At 71.8% G+C, this 19,062-nt stretch carries 16 protein-coding genes; 6 read left to right on the top strand and 10 right to left on the bottom strand.

Annotated elements, in window-relative coordinates:
• Window positions 1-2 precede the first annotated feature (2 nt).
• Window positions 3-2,084 (bottom strand): ArnT family glycosyltransferase, encoded by a 2,082-nt coding sequence (locus tag OHS71_RS10605; RefSeq protein WP_328479139.1) that lies wholly within the window; start codon window positions 2,082-2,084, stop codon window positions 3-5.
• A gap of 268 nt (window positions 2,085-2,352) precedes the next feature.
• Here OHS71_RS10605 and OHS71_RS10600 point away from each other — a divergent pair, with 268 nt between their 5' ends.
• Genes OHS71_RS10600 through OHS71_RS10590 form a run of 3 tightly spaced genes read left to right on the top strand, consistent with a single transcriptional unit; the run spans window position 2,353 to window position 4,885 of the window.
• A complete protein-coding gene (locus OHS71_RS10600) occupies window positions 2,353-3,507 on the top strand; it encodes an ABC transporter ATP-binding protein (protein WP_328479138.1) in 1,155 nt (384 codons plus the stop codon).
• Window positions 3,504-4,220: an ABC transporter permease gene (locus tag OHS71_RS10595; RefSeq protein ID WP_328479137.1), complete on the top strand. Its 717-nt coding sequence runs from the start codon at window positions 3,504-3,506 to the stop codon at window positions 4,218-4,220. The genes OHS71_RS10600 and OHS71_RS10595 overlap by 4 nt, the downstream gene beginning before the upstream one ends.
• Window positions 4,217-4,885, top strand: coding sequence for an ABC transporter permease (locus OHS71_RS10590; RefSeq protein WP_328479136.1), 669 nt, complete (start codon window positions 4,217-4,219; stop codon window positions 4,883-4,885). Before OHS71_RS10595 ends, OHS71_RS10590 begins: the two co-directional genes overlap by 4 nt.
• A 116-nt stretch (window positions 4,886-5,001) precedes the next feature.
• On the opposite strand, the gene OHS71_RS10585 is transcribed toward OHS71_RS10590, so the two are convergent.
• From OHS71_RS10585 to OHS71_RS10570, 4 genes are read right to left on the bottom strand one after another with little or no spacing between them, the layout of a single operon-like run.
• Window positions 5,002-5,601, bottom strand: coding sequence for a GTP-binding protein (locus tag OHS71_RS10585; RefSeq protein WP_328479135.1), 600 nt, complete (start codon window positions 5,599-5,601; stop codon window positions 5,002-5,004).
• Window positions 5,588-6,031, bottom strand: a complete 444-nt coding sequence (locus OHS71_RS10580) for a DUF742 domain-containing protein (RefSeq protein WP_328479134.1) — start codon at window positions 6,029-6,031, stop codon at window positions 5,588-5,590. Before OHS71_RS10580 ends, OHS71_RS10585 begins: the two co-directional genes overlap by 14 nt.
• 31 nt (window positions 6,032-6,062) lie before the next feature.
• The gene (locus tag OHS71_RS10575) at window positions 6,063-6,539 is read right to left on the bottom strand and encodes a roadblock/LC7 domain-containing protein (protein WP_171400113.1); all 477 of its coding nucleotides are present in this window, start codon (window positions 6,537-6,539) and stop codon (window positions 6,063-6,065) included.
• The gene (locus OHS71_RS10570) at window positions 6,536-9,625 is read right to left on the bottom strand and encodes an ATP-binding protein (protein WP_328479133.1); all 3,090 of its coding nucleotides are present in this window, start codon (window positions 9,623-9,625) and stop codon (window positions 6,536-6,538) included. Before OHS71_RS10570 ends, OHS71_RS10575 begins: the two co-directional genes overlap by 4 nt.
• Window positions 9,626-10,027: 402 nt before the next feature.
• Between OHS71_RS10570 and OHS71_RS10565 the strand changes: the two genes are divergently transcribed.
• Window positions 10,028-10,987 (top strand): ABC transporter substrate-binding protein, encoded by a 960-nt coding sequence (locus tag OHS71_RS10565; RefSeq protein WP_328479132.1) that lies wholly within the window; start codon window positions 10,028-10,030, stop codon window positions 10,985-10,987.
• A gap of 24 nt (window positions 10,988-11,011) precedes the next feature.
• Complete coding sequence (locus OHS71_RS10560; protein WP_328479131.1) at window positions 11,012-12,631, top strand: aromatic amino acid ammonia-lyase; 1,620 nt, start codon at window positions 11,012-11,014, stop codon at window positions 12,629-12,631.
• Window positions 12,632-12,658: 27 nt separating this feature from the next.
• Here the strand turns inward: OHS71_RS10560 and OHS71_RS10555 are convergent, their stop codons facing one another.
• Complete coding sequence (locus tag OHS71_RS10555; RefSeq protein WP_328479130.1) at window positions 12,659-14,029, bottom strand: glycoside hydrolase family 43 protein; 1,371 nt, start codon at window positions 14,027-14,029, stop codon at window positions 12,659-12,661.
• A 232-nt stretch (window positions 14,030-14,261) separates the two neighbouring features.
• On the opposite strand from OHS71_RS10555, the gene OHS71_RS10550 reads away from it, so the two are divergent.
• The gene (locus OHS71_RS10550; protein ID WP_328479129.1) at window positions 14,262-14,678 is read left to right on the top strand and encodes an ankyrin repeat domain-containing protein; all 417 of its coding nucleotides are present in this window, start codon (window positions 14,262-14,264) and stop codon (window positions 14,676-14,678) included.
• Window positions 14,679-14,747: 69 nt separating this feature from the next.
• On the opposite strand, the gene OHS71_RS10545 is transcribed toward OHS71_RS10550, so the two are convergent.
• Genes OHS71_RS10545 through OHS71_RS10530 form a run of 4 tightly spaced genes read right to left on the bottom strand, consistent with a single transcriptional unit; the run spans window position 14,748 to window position 19,044 of the window.
• Window positions 14,748-15,365, bottom strand: a complete 618-nt coding sequence (locus tag OHS71_RS10545; protein WP_328479128.1) for a GTP-binding protein — start codon at window positions 15,363-15,365, stop codon at window positions 14,748-14,750.
• On the bottom strand, window positions 15,352-15,708 hold the full coding sequence (locus tag OHS71_RS10540; RefSeq protein ID WP_328479127.1) for a DUF742 domain-containing protein: 357 nt from the start codon (window positions 15,706-15,708) through the stop codon (window positions 15,352-15,354). Before OHS71_RS10540 ends, OHS71_RS10545 begins: the two co-directional genes overlap by 14 nt.
• A 1-nt stretch (window position 15,709) precedes the next feature.
• Entirely contained in the window at window positions 15,710-16,144 is a 435-nt protein-coding gene (locus OHS71_RS10535) for a roadblock/LC7 domain-containing protein (protein ID WP_328479126.1), read from the bottom strand.
• An 11-nt stretch (window positions 16,145-16,155) separates the two neighbouring features.
• The gene (locus OHS71_RS10530) at window positions 16,156-19,044 is read right to left on the bottom strand and encodes a sensor histidine kinase (RefSeq protein WP_328479125.1); all 2,889 of its coding nucleotides are present in this window, start codon (window positions 19,042-19,044) and stop codon (window positions 16,156-16,158) included.
• Between the last annotated feature and the right edge of the window lie 18 nt (window positions 19,045-19,062).

Raw genomic sequence — 19,062 nt, 5'->3', positions numbered from 1 at the left:
CCTCAGCCGACGTCGGACGCGTCCAGGCGGTAGAGACCGCTGTAGTCGGACACGGCCGTGCCGTTCGCCTCGACCCAGGTCAGGATCTCGGAGTTCGAGGAGCCCTGACCACTGTCGCCGACGACGATGTAGTGCAGCTTCCCCGCCTTCACGAGGGCCTTGAGCCCGGTGAGCGTCATCGCGTCGTCGCTGCCGGACCAGCCGCCCATGGAGATCACCGGCTCGCCCGACTCCAGGATGATCGAGGAGGCCGTCTGATCGGTGGCCACCGCCACCAGCCAGGTGGCGCCGTCCTGGTTCTTCTGCAGATACGTGATCATCGCGGACGACACCTGGGTGCCACCGCCACCGCCCGTACCCCCGCCGGTCGGACCGCCGGCGGTACCGGACCCGGCCGAGCCTGATCCGGTCGTACCGGACTGCGCCGAGCCGGACCCGGTCGTGCCCGGCTCCGCGGAGCCGACGCTGCCCGAGGGCGCCCGGCCCGTCCCCGGGACATTGCCCGAACCGCCGCTCGGCCGCTGACCGCCGCCGCCCATGCCCCCCGCACCGCCGGTGCTCGGCCCGGCCGTCGGGTTGGTGCCGTTGGTGCCGGAGGTCGCGGCCGACGCCGAGTAGGCGGCCGGGCCGGCGAGCAGTGCCACGACCGCCGCCAGCGCAGCGACGCCCGTCAGCCGCTGCCGCCCGGTGAACCGGCCGACCAGCAGGCCGATCACCGACGCGGCACCCGCCGCACCGGCCACGACCTCGGCGGCCGTGTAGAGCGCCCCGGAGCCGGAGGCCCGCTGGAGCAGCACGACGGCCCACACCGCACTCGCCGCGACCGCGGCCGGGAGCACCCAACTCCACTTGGCCGCGACGCCGTTGCGGTGGGCGTCGTGGAGCGTGACGCCGCCGGCGCCGGCCAGCGCCGCGATGCCGGGAGCCATGGCGGTGACGTAGTACGGGTGGAAGGTGCCCTCGGCGAGGGCGAAGGTCAGGTAGTGCAGGACGAACCAGCCGCCCCACAGCATCAGCGCGGCGCGCCTGGCGTCCGTACGGGGCGCCCGGCCGCGCAGGACGAGACCCGCCGCGAGCGCGATCACCACGAAGGGGATCAGCCAGGAGATCTGGCCGCCCATGATCTCGTTGAACATCCGGTACAGGCCCGCCTCGCCGCCGAAGCTCGCGCCGTTGCCCTGCGAGCCCACCGACGAACTCGCGCCGAAGATACGGCCGAAGCCGTTGTAGCCGATGACCAGGTCCCAGACCGTGTTGTCGGTCGAGCCGCCGATGTAGGGGCGGGAGGAGGCGGGAATCAGGTCGACGACCACCATCCACCAGGCGCTGGAGGCGATCAGCGCGACCGTGCCGACCGCGAGGTTGCGGATGCGCCTGCCCAGTGAGGCGTTCGCGGCCCACAGGTAGACCAGGAAGAACGCGGGCAGGACGACGTAGGCCTGCATCATCTTGGTGTTGAAGGCGAAACCGATGGCGACGCCGGACCACACCAGGGGCATCGGCCGGCCGGTGCGCACGGCCTTCAGCAGCGCGGCCGCGCCCAGCAGCATCAGGAAGACGAGGACGGGGTCGGGGTTGGTGTCCCGGGTGATCGCGACCGTGATCGGGGTGAGGGCCAGCGCCAGCGCGGAGACGGTCGCCGCCACCGCGCCGAAGTCCCGCTTCACCAGCCGGTACAGGAGCGCGACCGAACCGGTTCCGAGGGCGGCCATCGGCAGCAGCAACTGCCAGGTGCCGTACCCGAAGGCGCGGGCGGACAGGCCCATCACCCACAGGGCGAACGGCGGTTTGTCGACGGTGATGAAGCTGCCCGCGTCCAGGGCGCCGAAGAAGAACGCCTTCCAGCTCCTGGTGCCGCTGTAGACGGCCGCGTCGTAGAAGGTGTTCCCGGTGATCGAGGAGAGGTTCCAGGCGTAGAGGGCCGTGGCCAGGACGAGGATCGCCCAGAGGGCCGGGCGGGCCCAGCGCGGGTCCTGCGGAGCGCCGGTGAACAGGCGCCCGGCGCGGGCGGCGAAGGGCGGGGCCGCCCGGTGGCGGGCACCGTCCTCCTGGACGGGGGCGGGTGGCGGGGCGAGTGTCGTCATGGCGCGTACTCCAAGTGGGATTTCGCCCCGGTGGGCGTTCATGGCCATGACGATCGGGGCCGTGTCTGGGGGATCCCTGAGCCGGTCCTGAGACGAGAGTGAGAATCAGCGGACTCACAGGTCGCGCACAGCCGGCATCGGTTCGCGAACGGGCCTCTCCCGTGAAAACGTCCGAAACGTAAGCGGTTTAGACTCTCCCCGCAACGGCCCGAAACTCGTCTGGTCGAGAGTGGGCGGAAACAGCCAGACCCGAAGGGTATTCGGCGTTTTGATACGGATAGATGCAGTCACCAAGCGATACCCGGACGGCACGGTGGCCGTCGACCGGCTCTCCCTCGACATACCGGACCGCTCGATCACCGTCCTCGTCGGCCCCTCGGGCTGCGGCAAGACGACGACCCTGCGGATGATCAACCGGATGGTCGAACCCAGCGAGGGCACGATCCTCATCGACGGCGTCGACAGCCGTCAGCAGCCGGTCAACACCCTGCGCCGGTCCATGGGTTACGTCATCCAGAACGCCGGACTCTTCCAGCACCGCACGATCGTCGACAACATCGCCACCGTGCCCCGGATGCTCGGCTGGAGCAAGGACAAGGCACGCGCGCGGGCACGGGAACTGATGGAACGCGTGGGGCTCGACGCCTCGTTCGCCAAGCGCTACCCCTACCAGCTCTCCGGCGGCCAGCAACAGCGCGTCGGTGTGGCACGTGCCCTCGCCGCCGATCCGCCGGTGCTGCTGATGGACGAGCCGTTCTCCGCCGTCGACCCCGTCGTCCGCAAGGGCCTTCAGGACGAACTCCTGCGCATCCAAGCGGAGTTGGGGAAGACGATCGTCTTCGTCACGCACGACATCGACGAGGCCGTCAAACTCGGCACCATGGTCGCCGTGCTGCGCACCGGCGGCCTGCTCGCCCAGTACGCACCGCCCGCCGAGCTGCTGTCCGACCCCGCCGACGCGTTCGTCGAGGACTTCCTCGGCGCCGACCGGGGCATCCGCCGCCTGTCGTTCTTCTCCTCCGCCGGCCTGGAACTGCTCACCACCCCGATCGTCGCCGTCGACGCCACCGCCGAACAGATCGCCGCCCGTGGCGCCACCGAGGCCCCCTACCTCCTCGTCACCGGTCTGGACGGCCGTCCGCTCGGCTGGAGCGAGCCCGGCGCACTGACGGCCGGCCGGGTCGACGCCGGCCGGCTGCTGCCGTACGGACGGCCGTTCGTCGCCGGACGGGACTCGCTGCGCGCCGCGCTCGACTGCGCCGTCCTGTCGCCCACCGGCTGGGCGGTCGCCGTGGACGCCGAGGGCCGGGCCGCCGGAGTCGTCTCGCAGGCGGCCATCGGCGAGGCCATCCGCGGCGCCCACGCGGCGGGCCGTGAGGAACAGGAGCCCGCCGCGGAGAGCGCCCGGAAGGTCATCCGGTGAACCGCTTCTTCGACATCCCGAGCGACCTCCAGCACGACTGGTTCGGCCTCATCGTGCTCCATCTGCGCGAGGCCCTGCTGCCGGTGCTCGGCGGGCTGCTGCTGGCGCTCCCGCTGGCCCAGCTGTGCGTGCGGCTGCGCTGGCTGTACCCGCCCGTGCTCTGGGTGACGACCGTGCTCTACGCCATCCCGTCCCTGGCCTTCTTCGTCGTCCTCATCGACTACACGGGACAGACCGAACTGACGGTGATGATCCCGCTCACCGTCTACAGCCTGGTCGTGCTCGTCCCGGCGATCGTCGACGGCGTCCGTTCGGTCCCGCAGGAGACCCTGGCCGCCGCGACCGCGATGGGCTTCGGGCCCGTACGCCGTTACGTCCAGGTCCAGTTGCCGATCGCGGTGCCCGCCATCATCGCCGGTCTGCGGGTGGCCACGGTGTCCAGCATCAGCCTCGTCAGCGTCGGCATGCTGATCGGCAACCAGGGCGCGCTCGGCAACCTGCTCCACGACGCGCAGATCTACAACCGGCCGGAACTCGCCTGGAACTCCGTGATCACCAGTGCCGTACTGGCGGTGCTCGCGGACGCCCTGCTGGTCGTCGTACGCGTCCTGCTCACCCCCTGGATGCCGAGCGCCGCGCGTGGCGCACGGTCCAAGGCCACCGGGGTCCGGCCCGAACCGGCCGTGCCCGCCCTGGAGGACGCAGCCCGGTGAACGTGATCAACTTCGTCAGCGCCTTCTTCGGCCACAGCGCGAACTGGTACGGGTACGACGGGATTCCCACCCGGCTGTGGGAGCACGTCCAGTACTCCCTGGAGGCCCTCGCCCTGGCCGCCGTGATCGGGCTGCCGATCGGCCTCGTCACCGGGCACTACGGGCGCGGCGGCAACGTCCTCTCCCTGGTGGCCACCGCCGGCCGCGCGCTGCCCACCTTCGGTCTGCTGGTGGTGACGACCATCGCGCTCGGGTTCGGCATGCTGCCCGTGATGATCCCGCTGGTCGTGCTCGCCGTCCCGCCGATCCTCGTCACCACCTACGAGGCGATGCGCTCCGTCGATCCGCCCCCGGTGGACGCCGCCCGGGGCATGGGCATGCGCGAGGCCGACATCCTGCTGCGCGTCGAACTGCCCGTCGCGCTGCCGCTGATCCTCGGCGGTCTGCGCTCGGCGGCCATCCAGATCGTCTCCACGGCCACCATCGCCGCCTACGTCAGCCTCGGCGGCCTCGGCCGCTACATCGTCGACGGTCTCTACCAGCACGACTACGAGAAGGTGGTGGGCGGCGCCACACTGGTCGCCGGCATGGCACTCGCGACCCTCGCGGTGTTCTGGGCGGCGACCAAGCTGACGGTCTCGCCGGGAGTGCGCCGGAGCAACTAGCGTCACGACGCCGCCGGTTCGAGGGCCCGTCACGTTGACTCATGACGGGATCGGGAACGGGAACGGCCACGGTGCGGGGGACGAGCTTCCCCCGCACCGTGGCCGTTCCCGTTCCGTCAGCCGCCCGAGCGGGCCAGCGCCTGTTCCAGCACGACGAGCAGGGCGTCGCGTACCGAGCCGCGCTCGCGGGCGTCGAAGACCAGCAGCGGAACGCCTTCCGACACGTCCAGGGCCCAGCGGACCTCGTCCAGCGTGTGCGCGATCTGGCCGTCGAAGGCGTTCACGGCGACGGCGAACGGGATCCGCTTGTGCTCGAAGTAGTCCACGGCGGCGTAGCAGTCGTCGAGGCGGCGGGTGTCCACAATGACGAGGCCGCCCACCGCGCCCTCCACGATGTCGTCCCACATGAAGCCGAACCGTTCCTGCCCGGGCGTGCCGAACAGATACAGCTTCAGCGTCGGGTCGATGGTGATGCAGCCGAAGTCCATCGCGACCGTGGTGGTGGTCTTGCGCGGGGTGTGGCTGAGGTCGTCCACGCCCGCCGCGACCTCGGTGATGGCCGCCTCGGTGGTCAGCGGCTCGATCTCGGAGATCGAGCCCACGGCGGTGGTCTTGCCCACGCCGAAGCCGCCCGCGATCACCAGCTTCACCGGCAACGGCGGCCGTACGGCGGCCTGCCCGGCCGAGGTGCGGACCAGCGGTTCAGTCGGTGTCACGGAGTACCCCCCGGGAGTCGGGGATGGCCCGCAGGCCATCGATAACCCTGCGCAGAACGGATGCGTCGTGGGTGACGCCGGAGTCGGGCACGTGCACCGAGAGCTGCCCCGCCGTCCGGAGGTCCTCGGCGAGGACCCGCACCACGTTCAGGTGCAGCCGCAGCCTGGCCGCGATCTCCGCGATGGACTGCGGCACGCGGCAGGCGGCGACGATGTCGTGCTGTTCGAAGGAGAGCAGATCGAGCGCGTCGAGACCGCCGGTGGTGGCCACCAGCTGGGTCTCCACGGGCATCGTCCGGCCGGACGACGCCTCGCCCGCGCCGCCCGCCACCCGGCCGGCGGTCACCAGGAAGGGCCGGACGGCGGGTGCGGGTCCGACGGGGGCGACGCCGTCCTCGCCGGCCCCGCGCGGTGTGCGGCCGTCCGCCATCGGTGTTCGCTCTCTCTGCGGTGGCTCGCGCTCAGCGCGTGCGCGTCACGCCGACGCTGTTCTTCAGTTCCAGGACGAGCTGCGGACTGAGCGCGGTGCCGGCCCGGTTGGCGAACACCGTCATCTCGTAGGCGATGTTGCCCAGCTTGGCCTCCTTGTCGGTGACGACGCCGAGCACGGCGCCGCTGCCGATGGCGGAGACCAGGACGTGACCGCCCTCCAGGTCGATGATGACCTTGTTCAGGCCGCCCAGACCGTAGTTGCCGGAGGCGCCCGCGGCCAGGCTGGTGATGCCCGAGACGATCGCGGCCAGGCGTTCGGAGTCGGCGTGCTCGCGCAGCTCCGACACCGCGATCAGCAGTCCGTCGGAGGACACCGCTATGGCGTCCACGACCCCTGCGGTCTCGGTGGCGAAACGGTTGAGCAGCCAGGTGAAGTCGGCTGCGGCGGCCCGCAGATCGGTCGGCTTGGCATCTCCGGCGGGAGTCTCACCTGTCGACGTGCTCACTGCTCGGCTCCTTCCGGAAGGTGGTTCTGGTGGTGCGGGGTGTCCCGGACGCCGATCGGGTCAGTGATCGGCTCGGTCGGTTCGGACGCCTCGGACGGCTCTGTCCGGTCGGTCCTGCCGGGCGGGACGCCGAGCCGGCGGTCGTTCCGGCTCGGGTCTTCGGTGGGGCGGGGATGTTCACCGGTGTCGCGGTGCGCACGGGCCACGGCCGCCTCGAACTCCTCCAGCGAATCGCGCACGGCGTCCGCGTCGGCGGGGCGGGCGGGCTGACGCGCGGCCTGCTGGGCGGCGGCGTCGGCGGTCGTCCGCAGCGTCGCCCCGCGCACCCGCCGACGCAGCGGGCGGGAGCCGTCGGGACCGACGGCGAACGGGTCGGCGCCCGCCCGGCCGGAGAGGGCGTCGGCGGAGCGCACGGACGGGGCCGGCTCGGCGCCGTGTCCGGCGGCGGACCGCTCCGTCCCTCGGACCTCGTCACCGGGGCCGCCCGCCGTACGGGAGACACCGCTGCCGGGGCCGGCCGGGTGGGAGTGCGACGCTGGCTCCGGCGTGGCGGAGTCGGCACCGGGGCGGTCTTCCGCGCGGTCGTGGAGTGTCGGCACGGGGGCGCCGGGCGCCGGGATGGCGATCCCGTCCGGGTGGACCCGGGAGGCGGCGCCGGCAGTGGCCGCGGGCTCGCGCAGGCCGGCGCGGGCCGCGGCACCCGACACGGGTGCCGGCCTCTGCGACCCGGCCCAGGCGGTGTCCGCAGCCCCGGTCCCGGCGGGTCCGTCGAGGGACGCGGAGCTCGCCGTCCGGGCGGAGACACGGGCGGAGTCGGTGTGGGTGTCGCTGTCCGTGCCGGCGGAGCCGCCTGTCACGGTCGTGGTGGTGTCGCGCGCCGGGTCCTCGGCACCGGCCGCCGGGGACAGCGGGGCCTCGGTCTCCCGGCCGACGGGGGAGGGGTCGCGGCGGGGGACGCGGCGGGGGAGCGAGGTCGCCTCGTCGTCGTTCGTGGCCCAGGACGGGACCGTGGACGTGATCGAGGCCGACGGGGAGGGGCCGGCCGCGGGGGCCGACGGAGCGGCCGGCGCGCCGGTGGAGCCGGACCTGACCGCCGGCTCCAGCTCGCTCGTCGTCAGGAGCAGCGCGGACGGGATCAGCACCTCGGCCGTCACACCGCCGCCCGGCGTACGGGACAGGGTGACGTCGACGTCCCAGCGGCGGGCCAGCGCGCCGACCACGAACAGGCCGAGCACCTTCGTCGGGACGACGTCGAGACGCTCACGGCGCACGAGGCGGGAGTTCTCGTCGGCGAGGCGCTCGGCGCTCATGCCCAGGCCGTGGTCGGCGACGGTGATCGACGCGCCGTCGTGGTCGGCGCCGACCACCACTTCCACGGGGCTGCCCTCGGGTGAGAACGACACGGCGTTCTCGAGGAGTTCGGCGATCATCAGTGTCAGGTCGCCGATGATGTCGGGCTCCACCATGACCTCGGTCGCGGCCCGCAGCCGTACCCGCTGGAAGCCCTCGATCTGGCCCAGCGCGGCGCGTACGACGTTGGTGAGCTCGATCGGACCGGCGTCCAGGACGGTCTCGCGGATGCCGGCCAGCAGCATCAGACTGTCGGCGTTGCGGCGCAGGCGGACCGCGATGTGGTCGATGGAGTAGAGGCGTTCGAGCAGCGCGGGGTCGGTCTCTCCACGCTCCACCGCGTCGATCAGGGCGAGTTGACGGGTGGTCAGGTTGCTGACGCGGCGGCCGACGTTGCCGAACATCTCGGCGACGTTGCGCCGGCTGAGCACCTGGCGCTCCAGCAGCGCGGCCGCTGTGGTCTGCACGTTGTTGAAGGCCTCGGCGAGTTCACCGATCTCGTCGTCCGCGGTGACCGGCAGCTCACGCAGCCGCGGGGAGCCGGACTCCTCGGCGTCGTCGTCGGCGACACGGGCGAGTTCGCGCCCCGCGACGTCGGCGACCTCCTGGGCGGCGCCGGTCAGCGCCAGCACCGGGCGGACCACCGAGCGGCGGACCAGGATGGAGAAGGCGATCCACAGGGCGAAGCAGAGCAGTGCCAGGCTCAGCAGGAGGCCCGCGCGCCACTGGGCGCTGGAGGCGGCGTCGTCGGCCCGGTCGGCGATCTGGTCGATGAGCGACGCGGTGATCTTCAGCCGGGTGTCGGCCTGCGCGCTGTAGTCGGGGTAGGAGGCGATGGCGGTGCGGAACGCCGCACGGATGTCCGCCTTGGACTCGGCCTGCAACGCGCTGGGATCCACGGCCAGTTCGGCGTAGTGCTGGCCGATCGCCGCCTGCGAGGAGTTGTGTTCGATGCCGCTGAACTCCGCGGCCTGCGCCGCACTGGCGAACCGGTCGAACCGGTCGGCCTGGTAAGCGAACAGCTGGTACGAGCCGACGGCGCCGGTGAATTCGATGAGCGCGTTGCTGTCACCGGTCCGGGCGGAGAACACGCCGGTCTCGAAGGCGCCGTGCGCCGCGTCGGCGCGCAGCAGCGAATCGAGGAGGTTGCCGGTGAAGGTGGTCGCGAGGTCGGCGTTGCGGTCGAGGCCCAGACCGTCGATGAGACCGTCGGCCGCACCCGAGTACGCCGGGTCGATGTTGTCGGCGGGCAGATAGCCCTGCTCGATGGTGGCGCGCAGGCCGGTCAGGCCCTGGACCTCCTTGAGGGCCTGCACCTCGGTGTCGGGCAGCCGGCCGCCGAAGCTGTCGACCACCTTCTGCACCTGCGCGTCCACGGCGGCCTGCGCCTGCCGGTACCCGTCGGTCGAGGGGGCGGCGCCGTCGAAGGCCGCCTCGTGGCGCACCGAGAGCAGGATGGCCTGCTGGTGTTCGTCCTGGAGTTCGGCGACGAGCTGGGCGACCTGGGCGCTGTCGCGGACCAGTTGGGCGGCGTTCTCCGCGCGGCTGGACTCCTGCACCAGGTCGACGATGAGGTACGTCAGCAGCAGCGCGATCACCGTCAGCGGGATACCGACGAGTACGTTCAGTTTGCGCTGGAAGGGCCATCGGTCGGCGAACCCCCGCAGACCCCGGCGCGCGGACGTCGGTGCCGCAGATGCCGGCCGGGCGGACGCGTCCACCTCTTTCGTGGACACCGGGCCTCCTTCAAGAAGGTGTTGCAGGCGTGCAAGGGGGGTTCGCATGCATGCCGACTTTCTGCACACACGTGTCCGAATGTGAATGATATGGAAGCGGCCCCCGCACACCGCTGTGGCCTCCGCCGATTGCTGTGACGGACGCCAACTCCGGCGAGACTATCCCCTCTTCGAACAGTGGAGTGCGTCGCCCTACGTCAAGAATCCATTACGAAGCGGTGTCCAGGGACCTGCTGGAGGCCGACCGTGGCGTACACAGGTGATCTCCCGGTCCGTGCATAAATGATCACGGATCGAGGCCAATCGGTAACCCGGCTGCTCTTGACTGATCAAGAAGCGGGTGGATTGGATCGAGCCGAAGTGTTTGAGTTCTCATCAACCCCCCAGCCCGGAACGGGAACCGTGACTACCAACGCCCACAGCAGCAGGTCCCTCAGGAACCACCCAGGTGCGGCGGCCGTCGCCCTCGCGGCGGTGACAGTCCTGCTGGCGGGATGCTCCTCCTCGTCCGACGACACCTCCGACCCACTCGCCGGCGACAAGGCGGCCGGCGACACCGTGGTCGTCGGCTCCAACAACTTCGCCGAGAGCATCCTGATCGCCGACATCTACGGCGAGGCCCTGAAGGCCAAGGGCATCAAGGTGTCCTACAAGCCCAACATCGGCAGCCGCGAGACCACGTACGGCCTGCTCAAGAACGGTTCCATCACCGTCCTGCCGGAGTACAACGGCTCCCTGCTGGCCTACCTGGACGCGAAGGCCGAGCAGACCTCGCTCGCGACCGTGAACGCCGCGGCGAAGGCCAAGCTCGACTCCAAGCTGACGCTGCTCGAGTCGTCGCCGGCCGAGGACAAGGACTCCGTCACGGTCAACGCGGCGACCGCGGAGAAGTACAGCCTCACGGCGACGTCCACGCTCGCCGACCTCAAGGAGATCGCGCCCAAGCTGGTCCTCGGCGGATCGCCCGAGTTCCAGACCCGACAGCAGGGCATGCTCGGCCTGGAGTCGGTCTACGGGCTGAAGTTCAAGTCCTTCAAGGCCCTCGACGCGGGCGGCCCGCTGACCCAGGCCGCGCTGAAGAAGGACACCGTGCAGGCCGCGGACATCTTCACCACGGACCCGACCATCACCAAGGAGAAGTTCGTCGTCCTCCAGGACCCGAAGAACCTCTTCGGATTCGCGAACGTGACTCCGCTGGTCTACAAGAGCGGGCTCTCCCAGGAGGGCATCGACGCGCTCAACGCCGTCTCCGCCAAGCTGGACACGAAGAGCCTGCTCGACCTGGACTCCCAGGTGCAGCTGGAGAGCAAGGACCCGCTCGACGTCGCCAAGGCGTGGCTGAAGTCGGCCGGCCTGGGCTGACGCTCCGCCGGATCCCCTGAACCGTTGGACACAACAGCAAACGGACCGGCCCGGGTCGCCCCGCATCACGGGGAGGCCCGGGTCGTTCTGAACGGCGCCACGCTCACCGTCGCCGGGGTGCTCGCGCTCGCCGACGGTACGGCCGTACCCGGCGTGGCCCCCGAGGCCCGGGAGCGGGCCGCCCGCTCCTGCCGCACCGCGAGGCGGCTCGCCGCCGCCGGGCGGCTGTACGGCCGCGGCACCGCCGTCGGCGCACAGCGTGCGGTGCCGGTCGAGGAGGGTGACGAGGCCGCGCACGGCCTGCGTCTGCTGCGCAGCCACGCGGGCGGCGCGGGCGCCCTGCTCCCCGCGCGTCAGGTCCGTGCCATGCTCGCGGTACGCGCCAACCAGCTCCTGGCCGGCGGCTCCGGAATCCAGCCCGCCGTCGTCGACGCACTCGCCGAAGCGCTCCGTCTCGGTGTCCACCCGGCCGTCAACGAGTACGGCGCCGTCGGCACCGGCGACCTGACGGCCCTGGCCCAGACCGGCCTGACGCTCATCGGCGAACGGGCCTGGCGGGGCGCGAGAGCTCCCGAGCCGCAGCGGGACACGACCGCGTTCACCGCCCCGGCGGGGATTCCCGCCCCGGTCCCGGCCCCCGTCGTGACCACCGTCCTCGCTCCCGCTCCCGGCGCCACCCCCGCCCGTCTCCCTGCGCCCGTCGTCCTTCAGCCCGGTGACGCTCTCGCACTGCTCAGCAGCAATGCCCTCGCGCTGGGGCAGGCGGCGCTCGCCCAGGGGGAGCTGGACGTGCTGCTGCGGGCGACGCATGCCGTCGCGGCCCTCTCCCTGGCCGCGGTGTCCGGTTCCGCGGAGGCGTACGCCGCGCCCGTGCACGCCCTGCGGCCCTATCCCGGGGCGGCCCGCGCCGCCGCTGAGGTACGTCGGCTGCTCGGGCTGCCCGACCGTCCGCCGCACCGCCCCGGGCGCGTCCAGGACCCTTTCGGGTTCCGCGCCTTCCCCCAGGCGCACGGCAGCGCCCTGGACGCTTCCGAGCGACTGCGCGAAGTCGTCGAGGTGGAGGTCAACTGTCCCTCGGAGAACCCTCTCATCCACCCCGACGGCACCGCGGCCTACCACCACGGCGGCTTCTTCGCCGCGCCCCTGGGCCTCGCCCTGGACGCCGCGAACCTCGCCCTGTTGCAGACCGCGCAGCTCTGTGCCGCCCGGCTGGCCGCGCTCGGCGACCCGGCGCTCACCGGTCTGCCCGCGTTCCTGGGCGGCGGGCCCGCGAGCAGCTCGGGCACGATGATCCTGGAGTACACCGCCAACTCCGCGCTCGCGGAACTGCGTTCGGCGACCGCGCCCGCATCGGCGGGGCACGCGGTCCTGTCGCGGGGGCTGGAGGAGGCCGCCAGTTTCGCCGGGCAGGCCGCCCGCCAGACCCTGCGCGCGACGGACGCCTACACGACCGTCCTGGCCTGCGAACTGGTCGCGGCAGTAAGGGCGTTGAGAATGCGTCCGGACCGGGGGCAGACGCTGCCGCCGCCGGGCGAGGTCTTCGCCGTGGCGGCGGCCGTCCTCCCGGCGGGCACCGAGGACCGCCCGCTGACCGGCGACATCACGTCGGCGGCGCAACTGCTGCCGGTACTGGCCGGGTTGTGAGTCCGGTGGCCCGGTGAGGGGGGCCGTTCAGTACCCCACGGAGAACGTCGCGTCCTGCTTCTCGGTGGTCGTCGATATCGGGTCGATGCGCAGGACGTAGTTCGAGTGCCGGATGTGGCGCGTCGGATTGTTGTACGAGCGGAACGACGCCCAGGCCGAGTCCGCGAGGCCGGCCGTGCGGTAGAAGGTCGCGTCGCCGGCGAACGTCGACGTGCCGTCGTTCACGTCGAGTTGCAGCTGGTAGTTGTAGTGCCTCAGGTACCGGGTCGGGTAGTTCACGGACTGGAAGGAGACCCCGGCGGCGTCGGCCAGACCGGGAACGAGCTTCCATTGCGAGTCGGTGTACAGGTCGAAGGGGTACGTGTCGATGCGGCCGACGTAGTTGGCGTGACGGACGTAGCGGTCCGGGTAGTTGTAGGACTTGAGCCGGTTCCAGGCGGGCGCGCCCCACTTGGCGACGAGGTTGCTGTACTGGGTGCCGGTGATCGTCGTGATGCCGCAGTGCTTGGAGTTCACCGGCTGGGTGTACGTCTTCTGGTCGAGCGCGGTCCAGGTGCCGGCCGCCAGGTCGGTGGACTGCCAGGCGTAGAACACGCCGTTGGGGGTGTAGGTGTCCCCCCAGAGCCACCAGGTGCCGGAGGTCAGGGACTTGACCAGCGTCGGCGCCTCGGTGCCGCCATGGGCGACGCCCGTGTTGAAGACCGTGAAGCTTCCGGGGTCGAGGGTGCTGGACCGCGCGCCCACCAGCGTCTGGTCTTTCTTGAAGTAGAGGTAGTTGACGCCGTTCACGCCCACGGCCATGTCACCGTCGATCACGTCGTAGCCGGGGTCGAAGAAGACCTGGGGCGCCGAGGCGGTGACGAAGTCGCTCGTGTAGTTGACCATGATCACGTTGTGGCCGCTCGCGTTCACGGCGGAGTAGATGAGCGCGTACTGTCCCCGTCCCGCGTCCCAGAACGCCTCCGGCGCCCAGCAGTGGGTGTTCATGTCGTGCAGCTTGAGCCGGTGGTAGCCGGTGAAGGTCCGCAGGTCGGTCGAGTTCCACACGTGCACGTACTGGCTGACGTAGCTCCAGTCGGTGCCCTTGAGGTCGGTGGCGAGCACCACGAAGGTGCCGTCCTGCTTGCGCAGGATGAACGGGTCGCGCAGCCCGAGCGCGCCCTCGGTCGGCGTGACCACGGGGTTGTTCTGGTTCAGCGGCATCCACTGAAGCCCGTCCGTGCTGACGGCGAGGTGGAGCCCGTAGTCGGAGCCGGCGCCGAGGCTGGTGGTCTCGGTGAAGTAGCTCATCACGTACGCAGAGTCGGCCGCGCGGGCGGAGGGGACGCCGAGGGTGAGAGCCAGGGGGACGGAGGCGGCCGCGCCGAGGAAGAGGCGGCGGGACGGATTGGGGGTCATGTGCGCTCCAAGGGGGTGCGGGGTGCCCTTCGATACCGACCGGTCGAGCCCTGCGAAACCGACCGGAAGTTCGAAATGTCGAACAAGGTTCGGTGAGTCGGTCAGAAAGTAGGGGCGCGGGGGGAACAGGTCAATCACTGGGACACGCTTGGCGGTTTCCCGCCTTGTGCCTGTGCGCGGCTCTTGAAAATCCGGGCGATCCCGTCGGCGGACCGGGCTAGTCTCGGCGCCCGTGAACAGAAGACGGCAGAAGAAACTGACGAAGCGTCTGATGGCGGCGGCGATGTCCGGGGAAGGTCCCCGGGTGGCCCTGCTGCTGCGGGCCGGAGCCGATCCCGCGGCGGCAGACGCCGACGGGACGACCCCTCTGTACGCGGCGTCCGTTCAGGGGAACGCCGACTCCGCACGCCGGCTGCTCGCCGCGGGCGCGCCGCCCGACGCCGAGAGCGCGGGCCCCGGCGCCGAGGGAACGCCCCTGTGCGCGGCCGCCTGTTGGGGCCACACCGAAACGGTCCGCGCCCTTCTCGCCCATGGCGCCCACCCCGGCCTCCGCGAGGACCGGGGCCAGGGCCGGACGCCGCTCGAGTGGGCGACCGCGGGACCGTACCCCGAGACGGCCGCCGTACTGCGGGCGGCGGGAGCACGCTGATCCGGCCTGAGCCCGCTGATCCGCCGGGCGCCCCCTGATCCGCCAGGAGCGCGCCGGCCGGGCGGGGCCTCAGCGGGTCGGGCTCGACCGGAGTGCGACGTCCTCGATCAGCCGGTCGATCAGGGCGATCAGCACGTCCCGGCACGACTCCCGCTCCCGCGCGTCACACAGCAGCACGGGAACACGCGCCGGCAACGCCAGCGACTCCCTGATCTCCTCCGTCGGGTAGGGGTGCCACCCGTCGAAGCCGTTCACCGCGACGACGAAGGGGATGCCCCGGCGTTCGAAGAAGTCGATCGCGGCGAAGCTGCACTCCGGCCGGCGTACATCGAGGAGCACCACCGCCCCGAGGGCGCCGATCGCCAGGTCGTTCCACATGAACCAGAACCGCTGCTGGCCCGGGGTGCCGAAGAGATACAGCACGAGGTCGTCGCCGATGGTGATCCGGCCGAAGTCGAGGGCCACGGTGGTGGACCGCTTCTCCTCGATGCCCTTCAGGTCGTCCACGTCCAGGCCGGCGACGGTCAGCGGCTCCTCCGTGCGCAGCGGCGCGATCTCGCTGACCGCCCCGACCATGGTGGTCTTGCCGACGCCGAAGCCGCCCGCGATGAGGATCTTCACCGTGTCGGGTGCCGCCGCCGGCGTGGTGCTGAGGGCGGTGGGAGCGGTGGGATCAGATCCGGCCAAGGCCGTCCCTCACTTTCTCCAGCAGGTCGAGATCCGGGGTGCCGGCGACGGAACGCGGCGGCCGCGCCGTGATCAGGCCCGCCTCCAGCAGATCGCAGAGGATGATGACGACCACGCTCACCGGCAGGTCGAGATGGGCCGCGAGCTCCGCCACGGCGAGCGGCCGTGCGCACAGCCGCAGGATGCGGCCGTGCTCCGGCTGCGGACGGGTGGCCTGCGCGGGCGGCGGGTCGACCGCGGTCACCGTCGTGATGAGCGTGAAGTCGGCACGGCTGGGCCGGGTCCGGCCACCGGTGAGGGTGAACGGCCTGACGAGCCGGCCCGCTTCGTCGCCTCCGCTCACCTCACCCGCCGTTGGTGCCGACGGCGGGACCCACATGCGCCCGCGGCGCCGCGCTGAGGTGCTCGCCGATCTTCTTCACCAGCATGTTCATCTGGTACGCCACCACGCCGACGTCGGCGTTCCTGCCCGCCAGCACGACGAGGTGGGCTCCGGGGCCGGCCGAGGTGAGGATCAGATAGCTGTTGGCCATCTCGATGAGCGCCTGACGCACCGGACCGCCGCGGAAGTCCATGCTGACGCCCTTGCTGAGGCTCATGAGACCGGACGCGGTGGCCGCCAGCCGCTCGGCGTCCTCGCGGAGGAAGCCGGTGGACTTGCTCACCACCAGGCCGTCCTCCGAGAGGACGACGGCCTGGTTCACGTCGGCGACCCGGTCCACGAGACCGGTGAGCAGCTGGTCGAGCTGGGCGTTCGTGCCGGGGATGGAGCGTGTCATGGCGAAGTCCTTCATGAGCGGTCGGCGGGGGGTGTCGGGGTCAGGGAGGCACCGGCGGTGGGGACCGGCGGGCCGGAGGCCCCCTCGGCGGATGTGTCCAGGGAGTCGGTGGGCGGTCCGTCGGCGTCGGCGTGTGCTCGCAGCGTGCCGCGCTGGAAGCCGGCCAGGGAAGAGGCCGCGCGCTCCGCGGTGAAGTCGTCCGGGAAGTCGTCCTCCTCGGCGGCACCGGCCTCCTCGCGCAACTCGGTGGCCAGGCTGGTCTGGGGGACCCTGCGGGGCAACCGGGCGAGACCCTCGGGCCGGGCGGCCGCTCCCGGGACCGGGGCGGTCGCCGCCGCCGTCCCGCCCACCCGGACACCACCGTCACCCGCGGCGTCCGGCGCACCCGGCCCGTCGGCGGACGCGCCGGCCGCGGCCGCCTCGGAAGGCGTCGGGGGCGACGAGGCGGAGGGCGGACCGTCGCCCGCCGCGGCCGGAGGGGCGGGGCGGGCGTCGGTCGTACGGTCCGCCGGCGTGGCGGACCTGCGGACCGGGAGCGGCGCGTGGCCCGTACCGGCCGAGGACCTGCCGGGCGAGGCCGCACCGCCCGTCGAGGGCGCCGGTCCGGCCGGTTCGGCGCCGGTGCTCACGGAGCCGCTCACGGAGCCCAGCCGGCTGAGCGCCGGGTCCCACCCCTTGGCGGACGAGGACGACGGGCGCCGCGCCGGGGCGGCGACGCCCCTCGGTCCTCTAAGGCCCTGCGAACCCGCCCGCTCGCCCTCCGAGACCTCCGGCTCCCCGCCCGGCGTCCCCCGCTCACCGTCGGACGCTTCCGGCCCCGTGGCAGACGTTCCACCTGTCGTGGACGTCGTGGACGTCGCGCCTGCCGGGCCCGGTTCGAGTGGAGGGAGTGCGCTGTCGGCGGAGCGTGGACCGGTGGTGGCCGGCTCGCCCGGGACGTCTGCCGCCGGGGTCGCGGGGCCGGGCGCCTCGCGGACCACGACGTCGTGCGGGACCAGCACGATCGCCGTGGTCCCGCCGTACGGTGACGAGCGCAGGGTGACGGCGATGCCGTGCCGGGTCGCGAGCCGGGCGATCACGAACATGCCCAGCCGCAGATCGTCGGCGAGCGCCACCACGTCGAACTGCGGAGGGACCGCCAACTGTGCGTTGAACGACGTGTAGTCCTCCTCGGACATGCCGAGACCCCGGTCCTCCACCTCGATCGCCAGACCCCTGGCCACCAGCGCGGCCCGCACCCCGACGGGGCTGGGCGCCGGCGAGTAGGAGGTCGCGTTGTCGATGAGCTCGGCGAGCAGATGGATCAGGTCCGCCACGGCGGGCGGCGCGATGCACACGTCCTCCTCGGTGTGCACCTCGGCCCGCCGGTACTCGGCGACCTCGCCGACGGCACTGCGCAGGATGTCGATCAGAGCCACCGGCTCCGTCCAGCTCCGGCCCGGCCGGCCGCCGCTGATGATGACGAGGTTCTCCTCGTAGCGGCGCAGCTGGCTCGCCGTGGAATCCAGCTCGTACAGTCCGTTGAGGACGTCCGGGTCCTGGTGGCGCCGCTCCAGCGCGTCGAGCTTGCTGAGCTGGAGGTTGACCAGGTTCTGGCTCTGCCGGGCGATGCCCAGGATGACCTTCTGGAACCCGCGCCGCGTGTCGGCGAGTTCGACGGCGGTGTGCACGGCGGTGCGCTGGGCGGTGTTGAACGCCGCGGCCACCTGGCCGAGTTCGTCGCCCCCGTAGTCCAGCGGAGGGGCCGCCGAGTCCACGTCGACGGTCTCGCCCCGGTCCAGCCGGGCCACCACGTCCGGGAGCCGTTCGTGCGCCAGGCTCAACGTGGCCATCCGCAGCCCGTGCAGCCGCCGGGACAGCGAGCGGGTGATCCGCCAGGACATGCCGACGCACAGCAGCAGGGCGACGAGACCGCCCGCGCTCAGCGAGGCGGCCGTGATGAGCAGCTGACGCGCCTCGTCCGCGCTGCGCTGGAGCAGCGCCGTCGTCTGGAGCCGGATCAGCGCCGAATACTGGTCGGAGACCTCGATGAGGGCGGAACGCCACTCCTTCTGCACCTCCGGCAGCGCGATGTCGCCGTTCCCGCTCTGCTTCGCCCGGGCCGCGAGCACCCTGTCCTCGACGGACTCCAGGATCTGCCACTGGTAGCTCGTCAGGATCTTCTCGGTCTGCGCCTTCGCCGTGCCGGTGAGCGAGGGCACGATCTGGTCCTGCACGAGCCAGCGCCGGGTGTTCACCAGCTGCGCGAACGCGGTCCACGTCTTCGGGTCCATCCGCTTGCGGGGCCCGGCCAGCGTGAGCTGAAGGTCCTCCTCGGAGACCAGTTCGGCAGCGTGCTCCAGGGCGACCAGTGGACCGGCCTGCGAGGTGAGATCGCCGTCGTCGACCTGGGACAGCTCCTGGAAGGCGTGGATCTGGTCGTCGATGATCGAGGTGTACTGGTCCAGCGCCTGGGCGGGGGTGATGTCGGTGGGGTCGTCCACCTGGCCCCGGTAGTACTCCAGACTGCCCACGGAGGCGACCACCGAGTAGAGCCGGTCCCTGACGCGGGCGGGCGCCTGCTGGATGTCGTCCGACCGGGCGACGAGTACGGCGACCGCCGCGTCCGTCCTCTTGCGCTGTGCCTCCAGCGCGGCCCGGGAACCGGCGGGCCGCGAGGCCAGCCACACGGCCGAGAGGCTGCGTTCCTGCTGGAGCGTGAGCGTCGCCTCGGTGCCCATGGCGCCGGTCGACCGGCTCAGTTCGGTCTGCGCGCGCAGTCGCAGGCCCTCCGTGAACATCTGGGTCGTCGTCACGCCCCACATGGCGGCGAGGGTGACGCTGGGCACCAGGGCCAGCAGGATGAGGGAGAGACGTATGGAGCCGAGATGTCGGCGCCGGGCACCTGTCCGTGGAGACATAGTCGTCCTAGGGCGATC

This window comes from Streptomyces sp. NBC_00377, from assembly GCF_036075115.1.
In the GTDB taxonomy this organism is placed as follows: Bacteria; Actinomycetota; Actinomycetes; order Streptomycetales; family Streptomycetaceae; genus Streptomyces.
This window is presented reverse-complemented; position numbering and strand designations above follow the sequence as displayed.

Bases quoted from the DNA above. Each gene is read 5' to 3' on its own strand.
- OHS71_RS10605 (WP_328479139.1), bottom strand. From the start codon at position 2,084: ATGACGACACTCGCCCCGCCACCCGCCCCCGTCCAGGAGGACGGTGCC.
- OHS71_RS10580 (WP_328479134.1), bottom strand. From the start codon at position 6,031: ATGGCGGACGGCCGCACACCGCGCGGGGCCGGCGAGGACGGCGTCGCC.
- OHS71_RS10555 (WP_328479130.1), bottom strand. From the start codon at position 14,029: ATGACCCCCAATCCGTCCCGCCGCCTCTTCCTCGGCGCGGCCGCCTCC.
- OHS71_RS10535 (WP_328479126.1), bottom strand. From the start codon at position 16,144: ATGACACGCTCCATCCCCGGCACGAACGCCCAGCTCGACCAGCTGCTC.
- OHS71_RS10530 (WP_328479125.1), bottom strand. From the start codon at position 19,044: ATGTCTCCACGGACAGGTGCCCGGCGCCGACATCTCGGCTCCATACGT.